Origin of the sequence: Kitasatospora sp. Root107 (genome assembly GCF_001424875.1) — a bacterium.
Taxonomy (GTDB): Bacteria; Actinomycetota; Actinomycetes; order Streptomycetales; family Streptomycetaceae; genus Kitasatospora.
The window spans coordinates 1-17,840 of sequence record NZ_LMCT01000024.1; the positions used below are offsets into that span (position 1 = coordinate 1).

Here is a 17,840-nt window from a genome sequence, read left to right on the forward strand (position 1 = left end):
TCGCCGGGTTCGACGCGGAAGCCGCGGATTTTGACCTGGTCGTCGGCGCGGCCGAGGAATTCGAGGGTGCCGTCGGGGAGCCAGCGGACGAGGTCGCCGGTGCGGTACATGCGTTCGCCGGGGTTGCCGTGGGGGCAGGCGACGAAGCGTTCGGCGGTGAGGGCGGTTTGGGCGGTGTAGCCGTGGGCGAGGCCGAGGCCGGACATGTAGAGCTCGCCGGTGACGCCGGGNGGGCAGGCGACGAAGCGTTCGGCGGTGAGGGCGGTTTGGGCGGTGTAGCCGTGGGCGAGGCCGAGGCCGGACATGTAGAGCTCGCCGGTGACGCCGGGCGGGAGCAGGGCCAGACGCTGGTCCAGCACCCAGAGTTGCTTGCCGTTGAGGGCGCGGCCGACCGGGATGCTGGTGCGGGTCGCGTCGTCGGTCGTGACGTGGTGCGAGACTGTGAAGATCATGGACTCGGCGGGGGAGTAGCCGTTCACCAGGCGGATCTTCGGGAAGCTGTGCACCAGGCGCATGACGTGCGGGATGGAGGCTGNCGGTCATCACCTGCTGGAGGCCGGTGAAGGTCTGCGGGTACTCGTCGAGGAGGAAGTTCAGCAGGCTGGCGGAGACGTGCAGGGTGGTGACGGCGTGTTCGCGGACCAGGGCGGCGATCACGGTCGGTTCGGGGCGTTGGCCGGGCTGGAGGACGCAGACCCCGCCGGAGAGGAGCGGGCTGAAGAGTTCGAGGGCGAAGGCGTCCCAGGAGACGGGGGAGCACTGGAGCCAAGTCTGCTGGGGGTCGAGGGCGGCGAAGTCCTGGCCGAGCAGGGTGCCGACGATGGCCCGGTGCGGGGAGAGGACTCCTTTCGGGGTGCCGGTGGAGCCGGAGGTGAACATCAGACAGGCGGCGTCCAGCGGCCCGGCGATCGGGGGCAGCGAGGTGGCTGGGAACAGGCCGGCGGGCTCGATCAGGATCTCGTCGGCGGCCAGGCGGCCGGCCAGCGCTGCGCGGGTGACCACCACCTGGGTGCTCGCCAGCAGGGAGTTGATGCGTTCGACGGGGAACTCGGGGTCGAGCATGGTGTAGGTGCCGCCGGCCTTGAGGACGGCGAGTACGGCGGTGACGAGCTGGATGGAGCGTTNGTTGATGCGTTCGACGGGGAACTCGGGGTCGAGCATGGTGTAGGTGCCGCCGGCCTTGAGGACGGCGAGTACGGCGGTGACGAGCTGGATGGAGCGTTCCAGGTAGATCCCGGCGACGTCGCCACGCTGGAGCCCTGAGGCGATCAGGTGGTGGGCGAGCTGGGTAGAGCGTTCGTTCAACTCGCGGTAGCTCACCCGCTCGTCACCGAAGACCAGCGCCGTCGCGTCCGGAGCACGGGAAGCCTGCTCGGCGAACAGCTCGTGCACCGTCCGCTCCGCCGACACCCGCGAGGGCGCACCGGCCCAGTCCAGCGCCAGCGTCCGCCGCTCCGCCGCCGACAGCAGGTCCAACTGACCCACCGGCAGATCCGGTTCGGTCAGGGCCGCTTCGATCAGCCGGAGCAGCCGGTCCGTCAGCGCGACCACCGACTCCCGGTCGAGCAGGTCGGTGGCGTACTTCATCAGCAGGCTGATGCCCTCGCCCGCCGAGCCCTCGGCCAGCTCCACGATCAGGTCGAACTTGGCCACGTCCAGGTCGATGACCTCGGTCTCGACCGTCAGACCGGGGAAGTCGGCCGCCGCCTCCGGGCTGTTCTGGAGCACCAGCATCACCTGGAACAGCGGGTGCCTGGCCAGGCTGCGGGCCGGGTTGAGCTCCTCCACCAGTCGCTCGAACGGCAGGTCCTGGTGGGCGAACGCCTCCAGGTCGGATTCCCGGACCCGGGCCACCAGCTCCCGGAAGCTGGGCGCTCCCGACAGGTCGGTGCGCAGCACCAGGGTGTTGACGAAGAACCCGACCAGGTCCTCCAGTTCACGGTCCGTCCGCCCCGCCACCGGCGTGCCGAGCGGCACGTCGGTGCTCCCGGTCAGCCGGGACAGCAGCGCGGCCAGCGCGGCCTGCACCACCATGAACAGGGTGGCCTCGCTGCCCCGGGCGAACTCGGCGATCCTGCCGTGCAGTTCGGGGCCGATCCGGGTGGCCAGCACGTCACCGTGGTACGAGGGTGAGGCGGGCCTGGCCCGGTCGGTCGGGACGGTCAGCTCCTCCGGCAGCTCGGCCAGCGCCGAGCGCCAGTACGTGAGTTGCTGGAAGAGCAGGCTCTCCGGGTCGTCGGCCGAGCCGAGCAGCTCCTGCTGCCAGAGCGTGTAGTCGGAGTACTGCACCGGCAGCGGCTCCCACTCCGGTGCCGCCCCGCCGGCGCTGCGGGCCCGGTAGGCGGTCGCCAGGTCCCGTACCAGCGGGCCCAGCGACCAGCCGTCGGCCGCGATGTGGTGCAGCACCAGCAGCAGCGTGTGATCGGTCGGCCCGGCCTGGAACAGGTGGGCCCGGAGCGGTAGTTCGGTCGCCAGGTCGAAGCCGTGCGCGGCGGCGGTGCGGACCGCCTCCGGCGTGTGGGCGGCGACCGACCAGACCGGCGTGGGCTGGTCCAGCACCTGCTGCCAGGGGCTGCCGTCCCGCTCCACGTACACGGTGCGCAGCGCCTCGTGCCGGTCGGTCAGATCGGTGACCGCGGCCCGCAGGGCCTCCCGGTCGAGCGGGCCGCGCAGTCGGACGGTGAGTGGGACGTTGTAGGTCGGGCTGGGCCCCTCGACCTGGTTGAGGAACCAGAGGCGAGCCTGGGCAAAGGACAGCGGAATCATCGGGCCTCCCGGAGCCAGGGCATTCGACCTCACGCGGTCCCGCCCTCGTGCGGATGAATGACGGTCAGGAACTCTTGGCGTACGGGCTGCCGGCGATCAGGCTCGCGGGCCGCAGGTCGGTCCAGTTCTCCTCGATGTAGGCCAGGCAGGTGGCCCGGGGAGAGGCGTCCTGCACGGTGTTCCAGCCAGCCGGGACCTCGATGCCGGCGGGCCACAGGGAGTGCTGGTTCTCGTGGTTGACCAGGACCAGGAACTGTCCGTCCTCGTTCTCGAAGGGGTTGCTCATCTCGTCCTCCTGGGACTTGTCGAATTCGCTGACGGGGAAAACGCTATGAGCGTTTCCGGGCCGTTCGGGGAAGTAGTGCAGGGCAGTTGACCGGCAGTTCCGCCGGCCGTCTCAGCGCAGCGCGGGGGTGCGCCGGACGGCGCAGGCCTCGGCCAGCCGGAGTGCCACGGGCAGCAGCCGGTCCAGCGTGGGCGGGCCGAACACCGAGAGGCCGACCGGGAGTTCACGGAAGTGGCCGACCGGAAGCGAGATGTTCGGATAGCCGGCCAACGCGGCGGGGGTGGAGCTGCCGGGGGTGCCGGGGTCGCCGAGCTCGTAGTCGATGACGGGTGCCGGTTCGTTGGTGGCCGCCAGCACGGCCTGGACGCCGTACCGGCGCATGGTGCGGTCGAGCAGCTTCCTGGCCTGTTCGCGCGAGCTCTGCCGGGCCTGCCCGGCCTTGGCCCGTTCCGCCTCGCCGATCAACTGGGCCTGCTCGAACAGGTCCTGGTCGAAGAGCGAGAGTTCCACCGGGTCGGCCTGGTTGCCCTCGATCAGCTCGGCCAGGGTCTGCGGACAGCCGGGACGGCCGCGCAGGTACGCCTCCAGGCCGGGCCGGAACTCCGCGTACATCGCCAGCAGCCCGTCCTCGACGGTCTGCCGTTCCAGCGCCAGGTCGATCGGCACCACCGCGACCCCGGCCGAACGCAGCGCCTGTACCGCGGAGTCGAGTACGGCATCCACCGCGCCGGGCATCCGGGGCACCCGCCAGAGACCGACCCGGAGCATCGCCCGGTCGGGCTCGGCGGGGGGCCGCCCGGTCAGCGCCGCCAGCGCGAGGACGGCGTCGCCGAGCCGGGCGGCCAGTACCCCGACGGTGTCCTGGACCGGCGAGATCGGCACGATGCCGTCCAGCGGCAGCAGCCCGGTCTCGGGTTTCACCCCGACCACCCCGCACAGTCCGGCCGGGCCGACGATCGACCCGTCGGTCTCGGTGCCGAGCGCCAGCGGCGCCATTCCGGTGGCGACCGCCACCGCCGAGCCGGCCGAGGAACCGCCGGGGCTGCGGTCCAGCCGGTACGGGTTGCGGGTCTGGCCGCCCGCTCCGGACCAGCCCTCGGTGGCCTGGGTGGAGCGGAAGTTGGACCACTCGGAGAGGTTGGTCTTGCCGAGCACCACCGCGCCCGCCGCCCGCAGCCGGTTGACGATTCCGGCGTCCCGGCGGGGCGGGTTCCCGGCCAGCAGCCGGGAGCCCGTGCCCGCCAGGCCGGCCGTGTCGATGTTGTCCTTGACCAGGACCGGGATGCCGTCCAGCGGGCCGCGTTCGGCCCCGGCGGCGTATCTGCGGTCGGCCTGGGCCGCCTGCTCCAGGGCGCTGTCGTCCACCGCTAGGACCGCCCGCACCAGCGGGTCGACCAGCTCGATCCGGTCCAGGCAGCGCCGGGTGAGTGACACGCTGGTGAGCCGTCCATCACGCAACTGCTGGTGTAGTTCCGGTAGTTCGGGGAAGGCCGAGGTGCTGCGATCCAGGTGTTCGGTGTCAGTCAAGGCAGACACCCCGCAGGCTCGGGGTGCCGACCACGATCAGGGCGGCGGCGACCGCGAAGGCGGCGAAGACCGTCATCGCGGTGGTGAAGCCGAGCAGCGTCACCATGGTGCCGACCGCCACGTTGGCCAGCGGGGCGCAGGCGAAGATGGCCAGCGAGAGCACCGACATCACCCGGCCGCGCATCGCGGGCTCGGTCCAGCGCTGTGCCATCGACACCAGCACCAGGCCGAACTGACCGGTCACCAGGCCGAGTACGCCGTACAGCAGCATGCCGAGCGGGAGCGAGTCGATGAAGGCCATCGCGGTCAGGCAGACCGCCGAGGCGGAGACCCCGAGGGTCAGCACCAGCCCGCCGCGCCGGCCGGGCGGCCAGGCCATGGTGACCACCGAGCTGGCCACCGCGCCGACCGTGTAGCCGGTGAGCAGCAGGCCCGCTCCGGTGGCGCCCGCCTCGAGGCGGTTGGAGAGCAGCACCAGGCCGATGTTGACCGGCGGGGCGCAGGCCAGCTCGGTCAGCGCGATCACCAGGATCACCAGCCGGATCCGGCGCTCCTTGCCCAGGTAGCGCAGCCCGTCCAGGAGCATCTCCTTGAACGGCGGCTTCTCCCCGGTGGGGGCGACGGGGGCGACCGGCTCCCGGGTGTACCGCACCCGGGAGGAGGCGAAGGCGGAGAGCAGGAAGCTGGCCGCGTTGGCGACGGCCACCAGCGGGACGCCGCCGAGGGCGATCAGCCAGGCGCCGATCGGGCCGCCGGCCGCCTGTCCGCCGCGGATGCCGAAGACGAACAGCGCGTTGCCGCGGACCAGGTCCTTGTCGGCCAGGATGAGCGGCTTCACCGAGCCCGAGGCGGGGATGAAGAAGGCGCTGATGAAGGCGAGCAGCAGCGCGGCGCCGAGCAGGATCGGTACCGACGGCGTGCTCAGGCCGACCGCCAGCGCGGCGCCCAGCATCACCACGCCGCGCAGCAGGTCGGTGATCACCATCACCCGGCGCGGTCCGCTGCGGTCGGCGATCACGCCGCCGCCGAGCAGTCCGATCAGCCGGGGCAGGCTGGCCAGCATCAGCACGGTGCCGGTCATCGCCGGGCTGACGTCCCGGATCAGGGTCCAGGTCAGTGCCACGTACCAGGCGGAGTCGCCGAGTTGGGACAGGCTCATCGCCCCGGTGAAGGACAGGTAGTTCAGGCCGAGCGGCCCGTCGGCGCGCTTGGGCACCGGTTCGTTCTCGGTGCGGGGCAGGGTGTCAGCCATGGCGGAGTACCTCCGGGATTCGGTGGGCCGGGGCCGCGGCCAACGGCGCGGGGGTCGGCCAGACGTCCTCGGGACCGAGGGCGGCGGGGGCGTACTTGCCGAGCGAGCTGATCAGCAGCCGCAGTTCGAGGGCCAGGCACTCCACCAGCCTGGTCAGGCCTGCCTCCGGGTCCTCGTCGGTGGCCAGCAGGGCGGCCCGGCCGAGACCGGCGGCGGTGGCGCCCAGGGCCAGGCTCTTCACCACCCGGCTGCCCTCCCAGAACCGTCCCGAGGTCAGCAGGCAGTCGGCCCGGGGGCCGATCCGGGCCAGGCACTCGCCGAGCGGCAGCCCGGAGTGCGCGATGGTGGCGACCGGCGCCCAGCCGGTGCCGCCCTCGGCGCCGTCCACGGTGACCGAGTCGGCGCCGGCGGTCCAGGCGATGTCGGCGGCGAGCGCCACGTCGCGGCCGGGGTGCAGCTTCACCCAGACCTTCACCCGGGGGTAGTTGTTGCGCATCAGCCGGATCTGCTGACGCAGGATCTCCTCGGTGAAGGTGCCAGGGCTGCTGCACCGCAGCACCCGGTCGGCGTCCGGGCCGAACACCTCGTCCAGCGCGAACTGTTCGTCCACTCGGGCGGCGGCGGTCCGGTCCAGTACGGTCATCCCGCCCAGGCCCGGCTTGGCGCCCTGACCCACCTTCAGCTCGAAGGCCAGCCGTCCGCTGTCCAGCAGCGGCTGGGCGGCCGGGTCGCTGTAGACCAGGTTCCACACCTCGGCGTCGGCGTCCTCGGTGCTCTGCTGCACCGCCACCCCGCCCAGCCCGTCCGGGAGTTCGTCCAGGTAGGCGGCGATCCGGCCGAGCGCGGTACGCCGGGTCTGCTCGCCGCCCCGGCCGTAGCCGCTCATCGGCACGATGTTCTCGCCGATCACCATCGGGATGCCCAGCCGCCCGGCCTGCCGACTGGCGGCCAGCACCTGGCCGGTGCCGGCCGCTCGGGTGGAGCCGAAGGCGGAGAGGTAGAGCGGCAGGGTGGACCGCAGGCCACCGATCACGGTCTCCAGCGCGACGTCGGTGTGCAGCGGCTCGCGGCCCAGCTCGATCAGCTTCTCCAACCGCTGCGGCATGAACACCGGTGGGGTGATCCGCAGTTGGTCCAACGGGTCGTCCGAGTGGGTGGGATCGGCGCCGAACAGGGTGTGGCCGTAGTGGGCATCGGCCGGGAAGGCGGCGGCCGCCCCGAGCCTGGCCCGCTCGCGGACCGCCCGCTCCGGGAAGCCTCTGCTGCTCAGGCCGGTCACGGCGACACCACCCCGGGCAGCTTGGGGAAGGCATTGGCCTGCCAGGCAGAGTCCAGACCGGCCAGGTAGCGGGTGAACCGCTCGACCCCGATGCCGAAGCCCGCGCTGGCCGGGATGCCCTCGCGGACCAGCTTGAGGTACCAGCCGTACTTGGCCGGGTTCTCGCCGGTCTCCCGCATCCGGGTGACGATCCGGGCGTAGTCGTACTCGCGCTCGCTGCCGCTGCACAGCTCGCCGTAGCCCTCGGGCGCCAGCAGGTCGAAGTTCCGCAGCACGCCCGGGTCCTGGGCGCTCTCCCGGTCGTAGAAGCCGCGCGAGCCCTTCGGGTAGTCGGTGACGAAGAACGGCTGGGCGGCCCGGCCGGAGAGCAGCGCCTCGCCCTCCCAGTCGATCTCGGCGTCCGGGTTCTGCGGGTGGCCGAGGCCGATCAGCTCGGCCACCGCCTCGGCATGGGTACGGCGGCCGAAGGCCTGGTTCAGCAGGGCGGTGAAGACCGAGGTGTCCCGGCCCAGCGCCGCGAACTCCTCGGGCAGGTCGGTGACCACCCGGGAGACGATGTGCCGGACCAACTCCTCCAGCACAGCGGTGATCTGGTCCCGGGAGGCCCCGGCCATCTCCACGTCGATCTGGTGGAACTCGGCCAGGTGGCGGCTGGTGTTGGCGGTCTCCAGCGGCTCCAGGCGGACGTTCGGGGCGATGCAGAAGATCTTCGGGAAGGCCAGCAGCGAAGCCTGCTTGTAGAGGATCGCACTGGTCATCAGCTTGTACTTGTGGCCGTAGAAGTCGACGTCCACCTGCTTGGAGCCGCGCCCGCCCGGGTCGGTGACCGGGCCGATGATCGGCGGCAGCATCTCGGCGAACCCGGCGCCGGTCAGGTACTCGCGGGCCGCCGCCAGCATGTGCTGCTGGAGCCGGAGCACGGTGCGGGTGGTCGGCGAGGTGAGGTGCTGCCGGGGGTCGGCCGGCGGGAGCAGCAGCCCCCGGGTGGTCGGGGCGTCGGCGGTGGTGGTCATCGGGCGTACTCCTTCTGCGGGGCGGGGGAGGTGAGTTGGCGAAGGCCCGCGGTCTCGACCGCGAGCCGGTCGAACCGCTGCTGGACGTAGGAGAGCGAGCCGAGCAGGCCGGCCGAGGTCATCCGGCCGACGCCGCGCCCGGTGCCGCGCACCGGCATCGCGCCGGTGTCGGACCAGTGCAGCCGCCCGGCCGAGTCGAGATAGCTGCGGGCCTGGCCGGCGTTGTCGGGGTGCAGGCAGTACGGGACGTCCAGCACCCCGAGCGCGAACGCCTTGGTGAGCGCCCGGCCGAGATCCTGGTCCAGGTCGAGCACGGCCTGCACCAGGCCCAGGGCCTCCTGGTGGATGCCGGTGTCCTGGACGCTCGCGGTGGGCCGGACCTGCTCGGAGGCGCGGGCGGCGGCCTCCAGGGCGGTGACGTTCTCGGCGATGGTGGGAATCCGGTGCGCCTCGGCGGAGGTCTTCACGATCAGCCGGGCCGCGCCGGTGCGCACCGCGAGCCTGGCCGCCTCCTGGAGCAGCAGCCGGGCGCCGCCCGGGGTGCGCGGGTAGACGCCCATGTAGGCGTAGATGACGAGGTGCCAGTCCAGGTCGCCGAGCAGGGCGGCGGCGATCCGGCCGAGGGCGGTGACCGCCTCCTCGTCCTGCTCCGGGTGGGTCTGCTGGGCGTAGCTGAGCGAGACGCTGCGCAGCCCGTGCTGACGGAAGAACAGCGCTTCCAGCACGCTGATCGCCACCAGCAGCCCGGGCGGGGCGAGTTGGCCCATCATGCAGCCGCCGAAGGTCTCCAGGTGCGGCTCGGCGCCGTGCTCGCGCAGCCGGGCCAGGATGGCGCAGCTGGCCTCCCAGTTGGCCACCGACTGCTCGATCGGGGTCCGGCTGTAGGGCAGGCAGTAGGAGATCGGCCCGCCCTCACTGGCCGTCAGACCGGCGGCCACCACCGCCTCCAGGATGTCCTGCGGCGCGGCCGAGCCGTGCCGGACCTGGACCGGGAAGCCGGTACCGGCGATCCCGTCGGTGACGGCCCGGGTGGTGGCGGTGCTGTACGCCACGATCGGGTAGCCGTTCAGGGGTACGCCCTCGGCCAGCGCTCGGCGGGCCGCCTCGTGGTCGCCGACCCGGGTGTAGCTGTCCAGCGTGATGGTGCCGACGGTGCTGGCGTCGGCCCGCCGGGTGGCCAGCAGGCCCTCGCGCATCAGGTACGGGTCGCTCATCCCCATCCGGGGCTGCACCACCAGGTGGCCGGAGCGGCGGGCGGCCTGCACGAAGCCGCCGAACGATCCTGCGGGCAGCACGGGCGGGGTCATCGGAGACCCCCGGCGGGCAGGGCCCGGCGGGCGGCCGGCAGTGCCCGGACGAATTCGTGGAAGCCGACGATGCCCGCGCTGTCCTCGAACACCGCGTCGAAGCCGGCGTTCACCAACTCACCGACGTGCGACCCCTGTTCGGCGCCGGAGATGCCGAGCTTGCCGCCGATCACGATCGGGGTGGTGCGCAGCTCGGCGCAGTCCCTGAGCTGCCCGATCACCCGGCGCCCGTCGTTCAGGCCGTGGCCGTTGACGGTGGAGAGGACGATCAGGTCGGGGCGGCGGGTCCGGCACTCGTCGACCATCAGCTGGTCCGGCACGCAGGAGCCGAGGTTGGTCACCCGGTGGCCGAGCTCCTCCAGCAGCAGCTGAAGGTAGATCAGGTTCCAGGTGTGCGCGTCGGAGGCCACGCTGGTGACCACGACGTCCAGGCCTTGGGCGCCCGGCCCGAGGGCGGGTGGGCAGGGGTGATTGTCCAGCTCCATGATCGACTCTCACAGGGGTGATGGTGGGCTCGCCGAGCGGCGGGGTGCAGGATGCGGGGCGCAGGGCACCGGCCTGGTCGGCGGAGGCGCTCCGGTGGTGGCGCCGGTAGCAGACGCTAGGCAGCGGAGCGGGGCGGGCCAGGCAGTTGGGACCGGCAGCAGAGCGGCGGTTCGGACTCTGCCGCTCGGGCAGGAGGTCGGCCAGCAGCTCGGGCAGCAGCTCGGGCCGAGACTCAGAGCGCGGCGGGGCTCAGACCGCGGCGAGCAACCGGACACCCGGCAGCGGGAGTTCGGCGAGCGCGCGACGGACCAGGCGCGGCACGGTGAAGCACTCGGCGCCGCCCCCGGGGGTGCTGCGGACCAGCCCGCGCAGCAGCAGCGCGTGTACGCCCTTGGCCACCTCGGCGGCCGGCCGGCCGACGTACCCGACGATCTCCTCGAAGGTACGGGGACGACCGCTGACGGCCAGCAGACGGAGCAACTGACCGGGTCCTGAGCCGAGTTCCTCGGCCGCCGCGCGGACGGCGGTACGCAGGTCGGGCCCGGTGCCGTCGGCGACCGGAGAGCAGGCCACCGCGAGCGGGTCCTCCCTGGCCCAGGTGAGCAGCCGGTGCGGCGAGTGGATCAGGCACCAGTCGGCGGCGTGCTCGATCGCGGCCGGCAGCCCGTCGAGCCGCCTGCAGAGCTCGGCCACCACAGCCACCTCACCGGCGGCGAACCGGTAGCCGGGCCGGACCCGGCGGACGTGCGAGAGGAAGAGCTGAACGGCGTCCTGCCGGAGCAGCGTCGCCGGGTCCGCACCGGGCGCCGGCCGGGGAGCGGCCAGCGGGGCCAGCGGCATCACGCGTTCCCCCGGCAGCCTGAGCGGCCCGGTGGCGGTCGCCAGTACGCGCAAACCCGGGTGCCTGCGCAGGAGTTCACCGATTCCGGGGTCGCTCGGCGGTGCACCGTCGAGCACCAGCAGGGCATCGCCGACGGGGGGCCGGCTGCCCGGGCTCCAGCAGATCTGCCAGCCGCTCGCCCGCAGTCGCTCGGCCACCTCGGTGGCGAGCCGGGTCTTGCCGACGCCGGGGAGTCCGGTGAGCGAGATCAGCCGCTGCCCGCCGGAGCGCAGCAGTTCCAGCAGCGTGCGGACCTCGTCGGCCCGGCCGAGCATGGTGAACGGGCTGTTGAGAGGGGCGGGTTCGGCGGGCTCGGCCGCCGCGGCCTCCTCGAAGGCGGCCCGGCGGGCGCCCTCCAGGCGCAGGGTGGTGACCAGCAGCCGGACGGTCTCCCGGCGCGGCCGGTGCACCCGGCCGGACTCCAGGTCCCGTACCGCGCGCACGCTCAGCGCGGAGAGGTCGGCCAGTTCCTGCTGGGTCAGTCCGGAGTTCCTGCGGAATTCCCGGAGCAGCCCGGAGAATCGGACGGAAATCATCGTTTCGTCCACGGTTTCCGTTCACCACGTCTCTCTGTCCGGAATGATTGTGTCCTGCGGGTCCGGCGGTAATAGTGGGGTACTAGGGGTGGACCCCTGCCGCCGCTCGGGTGGGGTGTCCCGAGCCGTCCTCCGCCGCCGGGGCCGCCCGGGTCGGGTGGCCGTCCGGTGTGGTCCGACTCCGGCGGACGGGTCAGCCCCAGCCCAGGTCAGCGGCGGTCGGGCTGGGCGAAGGCAGCACGGTGACGACCGGGGTCTGGGTGTCGCCGCCGGCGACCGAGTCGGCGGCGGCCGAGCCCACCGTCAAGGTGGCGGCAAGGGCGGCGACAGTCGCGGCGACGAATACGGCGGCCGTGGTGAGAATCTTGCGGTCCATGGTTTCCCCTCCAGAATCCGGGTGCTCTCCGGGTTATCCCGACACCTGGAGTCTGCCGCCCGGGGGAATGGCCGGTAAGGCCCCTCAAGGGGTCGTGAGTACGCCATGACGCAGACACGAGGGGTCCATACCTGACATAGTCGGACAGAGTGGTCCCGATGTGCTTGCGCAGTGAAGGAATCGAGGGTTCATCGGGTGCTCGTGCACCCGGCGCACGTTACGATTGCGGACGCTTTCCTCGCATGCACATTCGACCGGGATGGGACTGTGATCTTGGCCTCCGTAGCACCTGGTATCTCCTCGTTAGTTGGCCAACTCGGCCAGGAGGAACTGGAGTTGTTCCAGTACGTGGTCGAGCGGCAGCAGGTGGACGGCGACGAGCTGCGGGCCGGTCCGGCCGGCCCGGCGCGGGTCGACCGGCTGCTGGAGCTCAGGCTGCTCAAACGCTCGGCCACCCGGCCCGGCATGGTGGTGGCCGGGCTGCCGGAGGCGGCGGCGAGCGAGCTGTTGGCCCCGGCCCTGCAGGAGATCGAGGAGCGCCGCCGCGAGGTCGAGGCGACCAGGGAGCGGCTGACGGTCTTTCAGGCCGTCTACGAGCAGGCCAGGTTCACCCCGGGTGACTCCGGCGGCGTACAGCGGCTGACCGACCTGGATGTCGTCCGGGCCACCATCACCGAGCTGGCCGCCCGGGCCGAGCACGAGATCCTCACCTCGCAGCCGGGCGGCGCCCGCAAGGACGACGTGCTCAAGGAGTCGCTGGAGAAGACCGAGCGGGTGCTGCGGCGAGGCGTCCGGATGCGCACGCTGTACCAACACACCGCCCAGTTCAGCACGGTGACGGTGGAGTACGTCGACCACGTGTCCCGGATCGGTGCCGAGATCCGCACCCTCGGCGACGGGTTCATGCGGATGCTGGCCTTCGACCAGTCGGCCGCCGTGATCGCGCTGCGCGACAGCGACGCGGGCTGCCTGCTGCTCCGCGACCCGAGCCTGGTCGACTTCGCCATCGGCGCCTTCGAGCGCGCCTGGACCAGCGCCACGCCCTTCCCGGAGAACTACAGCCAGGAGCGGGTGCTGGCGATCTCCGAGGACATGAAGCTGTCCATCGTCCGGATGCTGGTCCAGGGTCTGGAGGACCGGGCGATCGCCCGCCGGATGGGGATGTCGCTGCGCACCTGCCAGCGCCACGTCTCCGACATCATGGACAAGCTCGGCGCCCGCAGCAGGCTGCACGCGGGCTTCCTGATCAGCGAGTTGGGCGTCGACCTGAACCCCACCGGCACCCTGGGCAGCCCGGCGACGGCCCGCGCCGGGGAGTAGCAAGCGGGGAGCCCCGCAGGCCGGTGACCGGCCTGCGGGGCTCTGCTGTCTGCGTGAAGCGTGAACTACCGGTCTAGTACCGCGTGGTGACCGTGGTGCCGGAGAAGCCCTGCTGGGCGTACAGGCTGAAGTAGACCCAGCCGGCCGGCGGGTTGCTGATGGTCAGCGTCTCGCCGTTGCCGCTGTTGGTGGACCTCTGCAGGTACGAGCCGGTGGTGGCCCAGCTGCCGCCGTTGTAGTAGAGGTCGGCGTTGCCGGTGCCACCGGCGGTGGTGATGGTCAGGCTCTGCACCCCGGCGGGCAGGTACAGGAAGCTGTAGCTGTAGTTCCCGGTGGCGGCGGTCGCGTTGTCGCGGCGGCAGTTCTTGTCGAACTGGCGGGCGTCGGCGTTGGTACACAGCGGGGCCTGGACCGGCGGCAGGGTGCCGCAGTTGCCGGCGCCGCAGGCGGTCAGCCAGGTGGTGAAGTCGGCGTCGTAGCGGGTGCCGATGGTGGAGGTGAGCAGGGTGCGGGCGGCCGCCCAGTTGCCGGTGCGGTAGGAGCAGGGTGCGGGCGGCCGCCCAGTTGCCGGTGCGGTAGTGGCCGAGCAGCGTGGTGACGTCCTGCGGGTGCGACTGGAGCATGTAACGGACTGCCAGGTAGCCCCAGTTGTAGATCCGGGTGGAGTCCGCGTTGTCGTAGGTGGTGTCGAACAGCTGGCTCAGCTTGTACGTGCCCTGGGCGGCCTGGGCGATCGCGTCGTCGTAGCGGACGTTGCGGTAGCTGTAGGAGACGTACTCGGCGACACCCTCGACCCACATGATGGTCGGGGTGGCGACACCTGCGTCGAAGTCGCCGAGCATGTTGTAGCGGCCGTCGAGGTAGTGGGTGTACTCGTGGTTGAGGTTCCAGATCGAGAAGGCCGGACGCAGCCAGCTGGCCTCGTGGGCGATGAAGCGGGCCTGGTTGCCGACCTTCGACGGGTCGCCCTCCAGGTACATGCCGCCGTTGTCGACCTCGATGTCGTAGATCGACCAGGCGTAGAGGCTGTAGTCGTAGTAGGCGTCGAAGACCACCACCTCCAGGGCGGTGTTCACGTCGCCCGCGACCGGGCCGTTGTCCTTGACCAGCTGGTGGAAGAACGCGTCCTGGTTGGCCAGGCTGGTGCAGGTGTCGACCAGCTCGGTGGCGGTCATCTGCTGCGCGCGGATCCGCAGGCTCGGGCTGCAGGTGTGGTTGATCGTCAGGACCAGCGGGACCAGCCGGGTGGGCAGGTCACAGAGGCCGTAGTAGGAGCAGTTGCCGGTGTCGCGCTTCTCGGCGAACCAGGCCAGGTTCATGGTGAGCGGCCCGGTCGCGCCGACCAGCGGGTAGCGGTTGACCAGATCCTTGACCAGCGGCCTGGCCTGCGCCTTGAGCTCCGGGACGGCGAGCAGGCCGCCGAGCTGGATGCCGATGTCGGTGGCCAGGTCGCCGCCGTTGATCATCGAGCTGTTGCGGGTGACGAAGCCGGACATCGCACCGGCGAAGCCGGCGTCGGCCTGCAGGGCGGCGACGAAGGCGGGCAGCTCGGTGCCGCGCTCGATCACCGTCTTGGTGTTGGCCACCGCGTCGTACATGGCGCCGGTGTAGCTGCCGTTGTAGCTGTTCAGCAGGCCCTTGACCACGCCGGTGTAGCGGGCGTTCTCCTGGGCGCTGTCGATCAGGGTGACGGCCTCGGCCAGCGTCTCACCGTTGGCCTGGGTGACGTCCTTGGAGCGCGGGGCGGCGAAGAACGCGTCCAGACCGCCGCGGATCGCGGTCTGCAGCGGGGAGTTGTAGGTGCCGACGGCGTCCGGGTACTTCCACTGCACGTAGTAGCCCGCACGCAGGAAGAGCACCAGCTGGCCGGCCGAGCCGGAGTTGGTGCCGTTGTACGAAGCGGCGCTGTCCCGCAGGGCGTTGGCCACGGTCACCATCTGCGACTCGCGGAAGGTGCTCTGGGCGTCGGTGCCGGTGAGGTTGAACAGCGAGTTCACACAGTCCAGGCTCGCGGCCTTGACCTGCTGGACCAGTGCGCTGCCGGTGCTGGTGGTGAAGTTGCAGGCGGCGGCGACCGCGTCGGCGGCCGGCGCGGAGCGCAGCTGCTTGGACTGCTTCGCCGCGACGGCGGGCAGGGTGGCGGCGGCCTTCGGGGCGTCGGCGGCGTCGGTCGCGGCGCCCGGGGTCGGGCGCCCGTCCTTCGGTACCTCGGCGGACTTGGGCACCGGGATGGCCCGGGACGAGGGCTGGCCGGCGGGGGCGGCCGGGGCGTTGCTCGCCGCACGGCTCTGCGGGGCGAAGAAGCCGAGCGTGAGCAGGAACGCGAACGCGAGGGTGAGCAGACGGCCCAGGTGGGCCATCGGTATCCGGGAGGGTCGCACGGTGGGGGCCTCCGGGCCGGGTAGTGGCCGCGTGCTTGGGGGGCGCGACCGCTTGATGTGTGACATGTAAAATGGCACACATCACACTGACTACGAAAGAGTCCGGCGGGTATCTGCAGGTATCAACTGCGCATCGGCCGGACCAAGGCGTGGTGACGATCCGTCAGTGCCCGGGTGCTACGGTGCCAGCTCCGTCGGCAGGCAGGGGGAGTACGTGGTCGCGACGCTGGGCGGCGCCGTGATCGCGATATCCGGCACGGTGCTGGCCGACCGGCTGCGCAATCGGCACGAGGACGACCGTGGTCTCGGCGCCCGCCGCCGGGAGGTGTACACCGCCTTCATCGCCGCCGCGGGCACCGCACACGCGCAGCTGGTCCAGCTCGCCCAGGACTCGGCCGACCCCGCGCCGGCCGGCCGGGCCGAGACGGCCAGCCGGGCCGTACTGGTGGACTCCGGGATCTACGACGTCCGCGAGCGGCTGTACATCGACGCCAGTGAACCCGTGGCCGGTGCGGGCCAGCGGATGTTCGAGCAACTGCGTGCGCTGCGCCGGGTGGTGGCCACTGGTGCGCCGCAGTCCTCGGCGGCCTTCCACGACGCCTACCACCCGTACATCGAGGCGGTCTGGGCGTACCGGGTCGCGGTCCGGGCGGAGTTGGAGGGCAGGGCGCTCACCCCGGCGGTCTTCGGCTGGGCCGCCTGGGACGGCCGGGAGCGCTGCTCGGTCTGCCGGGTCCAGCCCGTGGCGGCCGGCTGAACCACCACCGATTACCGCATCGGCTCCGGGTTCGACAGGATGGGGGTATGACCGAGATTCGCACCCCCCGACTCCTGCTCCGCCGCTGGACCGAGTACGACCTCGCGCCGATGGCCGAGATCAACGCGGACCCGGTGGTCATGGAGTGGATCGGTGACGGCTCCGTGCTGGACCTGGAGCAGACGGCGGAGGCGATCGAGCGCTGGGAGGACGGCTGGGACGACGAGGGCTTCGGCCTGTTCGCCGTCGAGCTGCTCAGCTCGGGCGAGCTGGCGGGCTTCGCCGGCCTCTCGGTGCCGTACTTCCTGCCCGAGGTGCTCCCCGCCGTGGAGATCGGCTGGCGGTTCGGCCGGCAGTTCTGGGGCCAGGGCTACGCCTCCGAAGCAGCCCACGCCGCACTGGAGTTCGCCCTCGAGGACCGCGGCCTGGACCGGGTGATCAGCATCGCCCGGGTCGGCAACGACGCCTCCGAGAACGTGATGCGCAAGCTCGGCATGGAGCTCGACCACGAGACCACCGACCCGGTCACCGGTCACCGGCTGAGCATCCACGCGATCGACCTGACCCAGTACGCCTGAGGTCCTATGGGCGGAGCAGCTTGCCCGGGGACACGCCCGCGAACAACGGCGTTTCGGCGGCACCCTCATAGCCGAAGTGCAGCTCCTCCCGAGCTCGCGTGGCCAGAACGTAGTAGGTCATCCTGAGCGCTGCGGAGGTGGTGTCGACGGCGGCGTCGGTGTGGATGTCGGGGATGACGACGGTGTCGAAGCCGAGGCCCTTTGCGCTGGCGCGGTTGATGATGACGATGCCGGGTCGGGTGAGGTCGAGGGTGCGGTAGCGGCCGCCGGTGGCCCGGGAAGTGTAGAGCTGGGGCTTCAGGCTGGGAGCCCGGCGCTCCAGTCGGGTCAGCAGGTCGAACTGGGCCTGAGTGGAGTCGAGGATGACACCGATGCTGTGCCGGGGGTGGCGTTCGGCGAGGGTGACGAGCAGATCCGTGAGGCTGCCGGGACGGGTGAGGTGGTGCAAGCGCGGGAGGGGCCCTTCGCGGTCGGGGAGTGGGGGCGGGTGGGCGCCGGTATGGAAGACCGAGGCGAGCTCCGCGATCTGGCGGGTGTTGCGGTGGTTGCCGCCGAGCTCGTGGCGTGTGCAGTCTCCGAGTCCGCTGCCGATTTCGGCGAGCGTGGAGTGAGTCGTGGTGAGCCGCTGGCATTCGTCGGCGTAGACCGTCGTGGGGATGCCCAGGACGCGGCACAGTCGGTAGAAGCCGGGAGGCATGTCCTGACCCTCGTCCACGACGAAGGCGAGAGCTTCATCCGGTGGAGTGAGCGCGGCCCGTTCGTAGAAGGCCGGCCAGTCGTACCAGCCGTTCTCCGCGCGCGGTGCGTCTGAGCCGTACCACTGGGCCAACCACGAGTGCGTAGTTGAGACCTCCACTCCCTCATCCTTCGGGCCCAGCGCGGAGACGGTCGGCGCGAGGGACTGGCGCAGCAGGTTGGAGCGGGTGAGGAGGACGGGCTTCGCGCCGTTGAGGGCGAGCATGACCGCGCGTTGGACTGCCAGCAGGCTCTTGCCGCTGCCGGGCGGGCCGCTGAGCAGGTGGTTGCCGTGGAAGGGAAGGGAGTCCAGTGAAGCGCGCTGGGTGCTGGTGAGGTCGAGGTACGTGATGGTCATGAC

Annotated in this window: 15 protein-coding genes and 4 pseudogenes; 3 read left to right on the forward strand and 16 right to left on the reverse strand. The window is 71.6% G+C overall.

The window, feature by feature from the left end:
- The 13 genes and pseudogenes from ASC99_RS40805 to ASC99_RS21470 form a co-directional block, all read right to left on the reverse strand.
- On the reverse strand, positions 1 to 230 hold a 230-nt coding region (locus tag ASC99_RS40805), incomplete at both ends, for an AMP-binding protein (protein WP_235583089.1).
- A 1-nt stretch (position 231) separates the two neighbouring features.
- A pseudogene (locus ASC99_RS40810) lies at positions 232 to 515 on the reverse strand (AMP-binding protein); the annotation flags it as partial.
- A gap of 21 nt (positions 516 to 536) precedes the next feature.
- Positions 537 to 1,062, reverse strand: a pseudogene (locus tag ASC99_RS40815) (AMP-binding protein); the annotation flags it as partial.
- A 63-nt stretch (positions 1,063 to 1,125) separates the two neighbouring features.
- Positions 1,126 to 2,766, reverse strand: a pseudogene (locus tag ASC99_RS40820) (condensation domain-containing protein); the annotation flags it as partial.
- Between the two features lie 64 nt (positions 2,767 to 2,830).
- Complete coding sequence (locus ASC99_RS21430) at positions 2,831 to 3,052, reverse strand: MbtH family protein (RefSeq protein ID WP_057234515.1); 222 nt, start codon at positions 3,050 to 3,052, stop codon at positions 2,831 to 2,833.
- Positions 3,053 to 3,163: 111 nt separating this feature from the next.
- Complete coding sequence (locus ASC99_RS21435; RefSeq protein ID WP_057234517.1) at positions 3,164 to 4,579, reverse strand: amidase family protein; 1,416 nt, start codon at positions 4,577 to 4,579, stop codon at positions 3,164 to 3,166.
- A complete protein-coding gene (locus ASC99_RS21440; protein WP_057234519.1) occupies positions 4,572 to 5,831 on the reverse strand; it encodes an MFS transporter in 1,260 nt (419 codons plus the stop codon). Before ASC99_RS21440 ends, ASC99_RS21435 begins: the two co-directional genes overlap by 8 nt.
- Positions 5,824 to 7,110: a glutamate synthase-related protein gene (locus tag ASC99_RS21445; protein ID WP_057234521.1), complete on the reverse strand. Its 1,287-nt coding sequence runs from the start codon at positions 7,108 to 7,110 to the stop codon at positions 5,824 to 5,826. The genes ASC99_RS21440 and ASC99_RS21445 overlap by 8 nt, the downstream gene beginning before the upstream one ends.
- Positions 7,107 to 8,123 carry an asparagine synthetase A gene (locus tag ASC99_RS21450; protein WP_057234523.1) on the reverse strand — a complete coding sequence of 339 codons (1,017 nt, stop codon included), beginning with the start codon at positions 8,121 to 8,123 and terminating at the stop codon, positions 7,107 to 7,109. Before ASC99_RS21450 ends, ASC99_RS21445 begins: the two co-directional genes overlap by 4 nt.
- Positions 8,120 to 9,430 carry a methylaspartate mutase gene (locus ASC99_RS21455; RefSeq protein ID WP_057234525.1) on the reverse strand — a complete coding sequence of 437 codons (1,311 nt, stop codon included), beginning with the start codon at positions 9,428 to 9,430 and terminating at the stop codon, positions 8,120 to 8,122. The genes ASC99_RS21450 and ASC99_RS21455 overlap by 4 nt, the downstream gene beginning before the upstream one ends.
- Positions 9,427 to 9,915, reverse strand: coding sequence for a cobalamin B12-binding domain-containing protein (locus ASC99_RS21460; protein ID WP_057234528.1), 489 nt, complete (start codon positions 9,913 to 9,915; stop codon positions 9,427 to 9,429). Before ASC99_RS21460 ends, ASC99_RS21455 begins: the two co-directional genes overlap by 4 nt.
- A 250-nt stretch (positions 9,916 to 10,165) precedes the next feature.
- Entirely contained in the window at positions 10,166 to 11,332 is a 1,167-nt protein-coding gene (locus ASC99_RS21465) for an AAA family ATPase (RefSeq protein WP_057234530.1), read from the reverse strand.
- Positions 11,333 to 11,525: 193 nt separating this feature from the next.
- Positions 11,526 to 11,708, reverse strand: coding sequence for a hypothetical protein (locus tag ASC99_RS21470; protein WP_057234532.1), 183 nt, complete (start codon positions 11,706 to 11,708; stop codon positions 11,526 to 11,528).
- A gap of 336 nt (positions 11,709 to 12,044) precedes the next feature.
- On the opposite strand from ASC99_RS21470, the gene ASC99_RS21475 reads away from it, so the two are divergent.
- Entirely contained in the window at positions 12,045 to 13,028 is a 984-nt protein-coding gene (locus tag ASC99_RS21475) for a LuxR C-terminal-related transcriptional regulator (protein ID WP_235502929.1), read from the forward strand.
- A 73-nt stretch (positions 13,029 to 13,101) separates the two neighbouring features.
- Here the strand turns inward: ASC99_RS21475 and ASC99_RS40825 are convergent, their stop codons facing one another.
- Positions 13,102 to 13,320: a PPC domain-containing protein gene (locus ASC99_RS40825; RefSeq protein WP_235502962.1), complete on the reverse strand. Its 219-nt coding sequence runs from the start codon at positions 13,318 to 13,320 to the stop codon at positions 13,102 to 13,104.
- A gap of 307 nt (positions 13,321 to 13,627) precedes the next feature.
- Positions 13,628 to 15,475, reverse strand: a pseudogene (locus ASC99_RS21480) (collagenase); the annotation flags it as partial.
- A gap of 148 nt (positions 15,476 to 15,623) precedes the next feature.
- On the opposite strand from ASC99_RS21480, the gene ASC99_RS21485 reads away from it, so the two are divergent.
- Positions 15,624 to 16,166: a hypothetical protein gene (locus ASC99_RS21485; protein WP_057234596.1), complete on the forward strand. Its 543-nt coding sequence runs from the start codon at positions 15,624 to 15,626 to the stop codon at positions 16,164 to 16,166.
- A gap of 47 nt (positions 16,167 to 16,213) precedes the next feature.
- Positions 16,214 to 16,744: a GNAT family N-acetyltransferase gene (locus tag ASC99_RS21490; protein WP_057234538.1), complete on the forward strand. Its 531-nt coding sequence runs from the start codon at positions 16,214 to 16,216 to the stop codon at positions 16,742 to 16,744.
- Positions 16,745 to 16,748: 4 nt separating this feature from the next.
- Here ASC99_RS21490 and ASC99_RS21495 read toward each other — a convergent pair whose 3' ends face one another.
- Positions 16,749 to 17,837, reverse strand: coding sequence for a hypothetical protein (locus ASC99_RS21495; protein ID WP_057234540.1), 1,089 nt, complete (start codon positions 17,835 to 17,837; stop codon positions 16,749 to 16,751).
- Positions 17,838 to 17,840 lie beyond the last annotated feature (3 nt).

Excerpts from the sequence above, each read along its gene's own strand:
- ASC99_RS21430 (WP_057234515.1), bottom strand. The coding sequence starts at position 3,052 with ATGAGCAACCCCTTCGAGAACGAGGACGGACAGTTCCTGGTCCTGGTC.
- ASC99_RS21440 (WP_057234519.1), bottom strand. The coding sequence starts at position 5,831 with ATGGCTGACACCCTGCCCCGCACCGAGAACGAACCGGTGCCCAAGCGC.
- ASC99_RS21450 (WP_057234523.1), bottom strand. The coding sequence starts at position 8,123 with ATGACCACCACCGCCGACGCCCCGACCACCCGGGGGCTGCTGCTCCCG.
- ASC99_RS21455 (WP_057234525.1), bottom strand. The coding sequence starts at position 9,430 with ATGACCCCGCCCGTGCTGCCCGCAGGATCGTTCGGCGGCTTCGTGCAG.
- ASC99_RS21460 (WP_057234528.1), bottom strand. The coding sequence starts at position 9,915 with ATGGAGCTGGACAATCACCCCTGCCCACCCGCCCTCGGGCCGGGCGCC.
- ASC99_RS21465 (WP_057234530.1), bottom strand. The coding sequence starts at position 11,332 with ATGATTTCCGTCCGATTCTCCGGGCTGCTCCGGGAATTCCGCAGGAAC.
- ASC99_RS21470 (WP_057234532.1), bottom strand. The coding sequence starts at position 11,708 with ATGGACCGCAAGATTCTCACCACGGCCGCCGTATTCGTCGCCGCGACT.
- ASC99_RS21490 (WP_057234538.1), top strand. The coding sequence starts at position 16,214 with ATGACCGAGATTCGCACCCCCCGACTCCTGCTCCGCCGCTGGACCGAG.
- ASC99_RS21495 (WP_057234540.1), bottom strand. The coding sequence starts at position 17,837 with ATGACCATCACGTACCTCGACCTCACCAGCACCCAGCGCGCTTCACTG.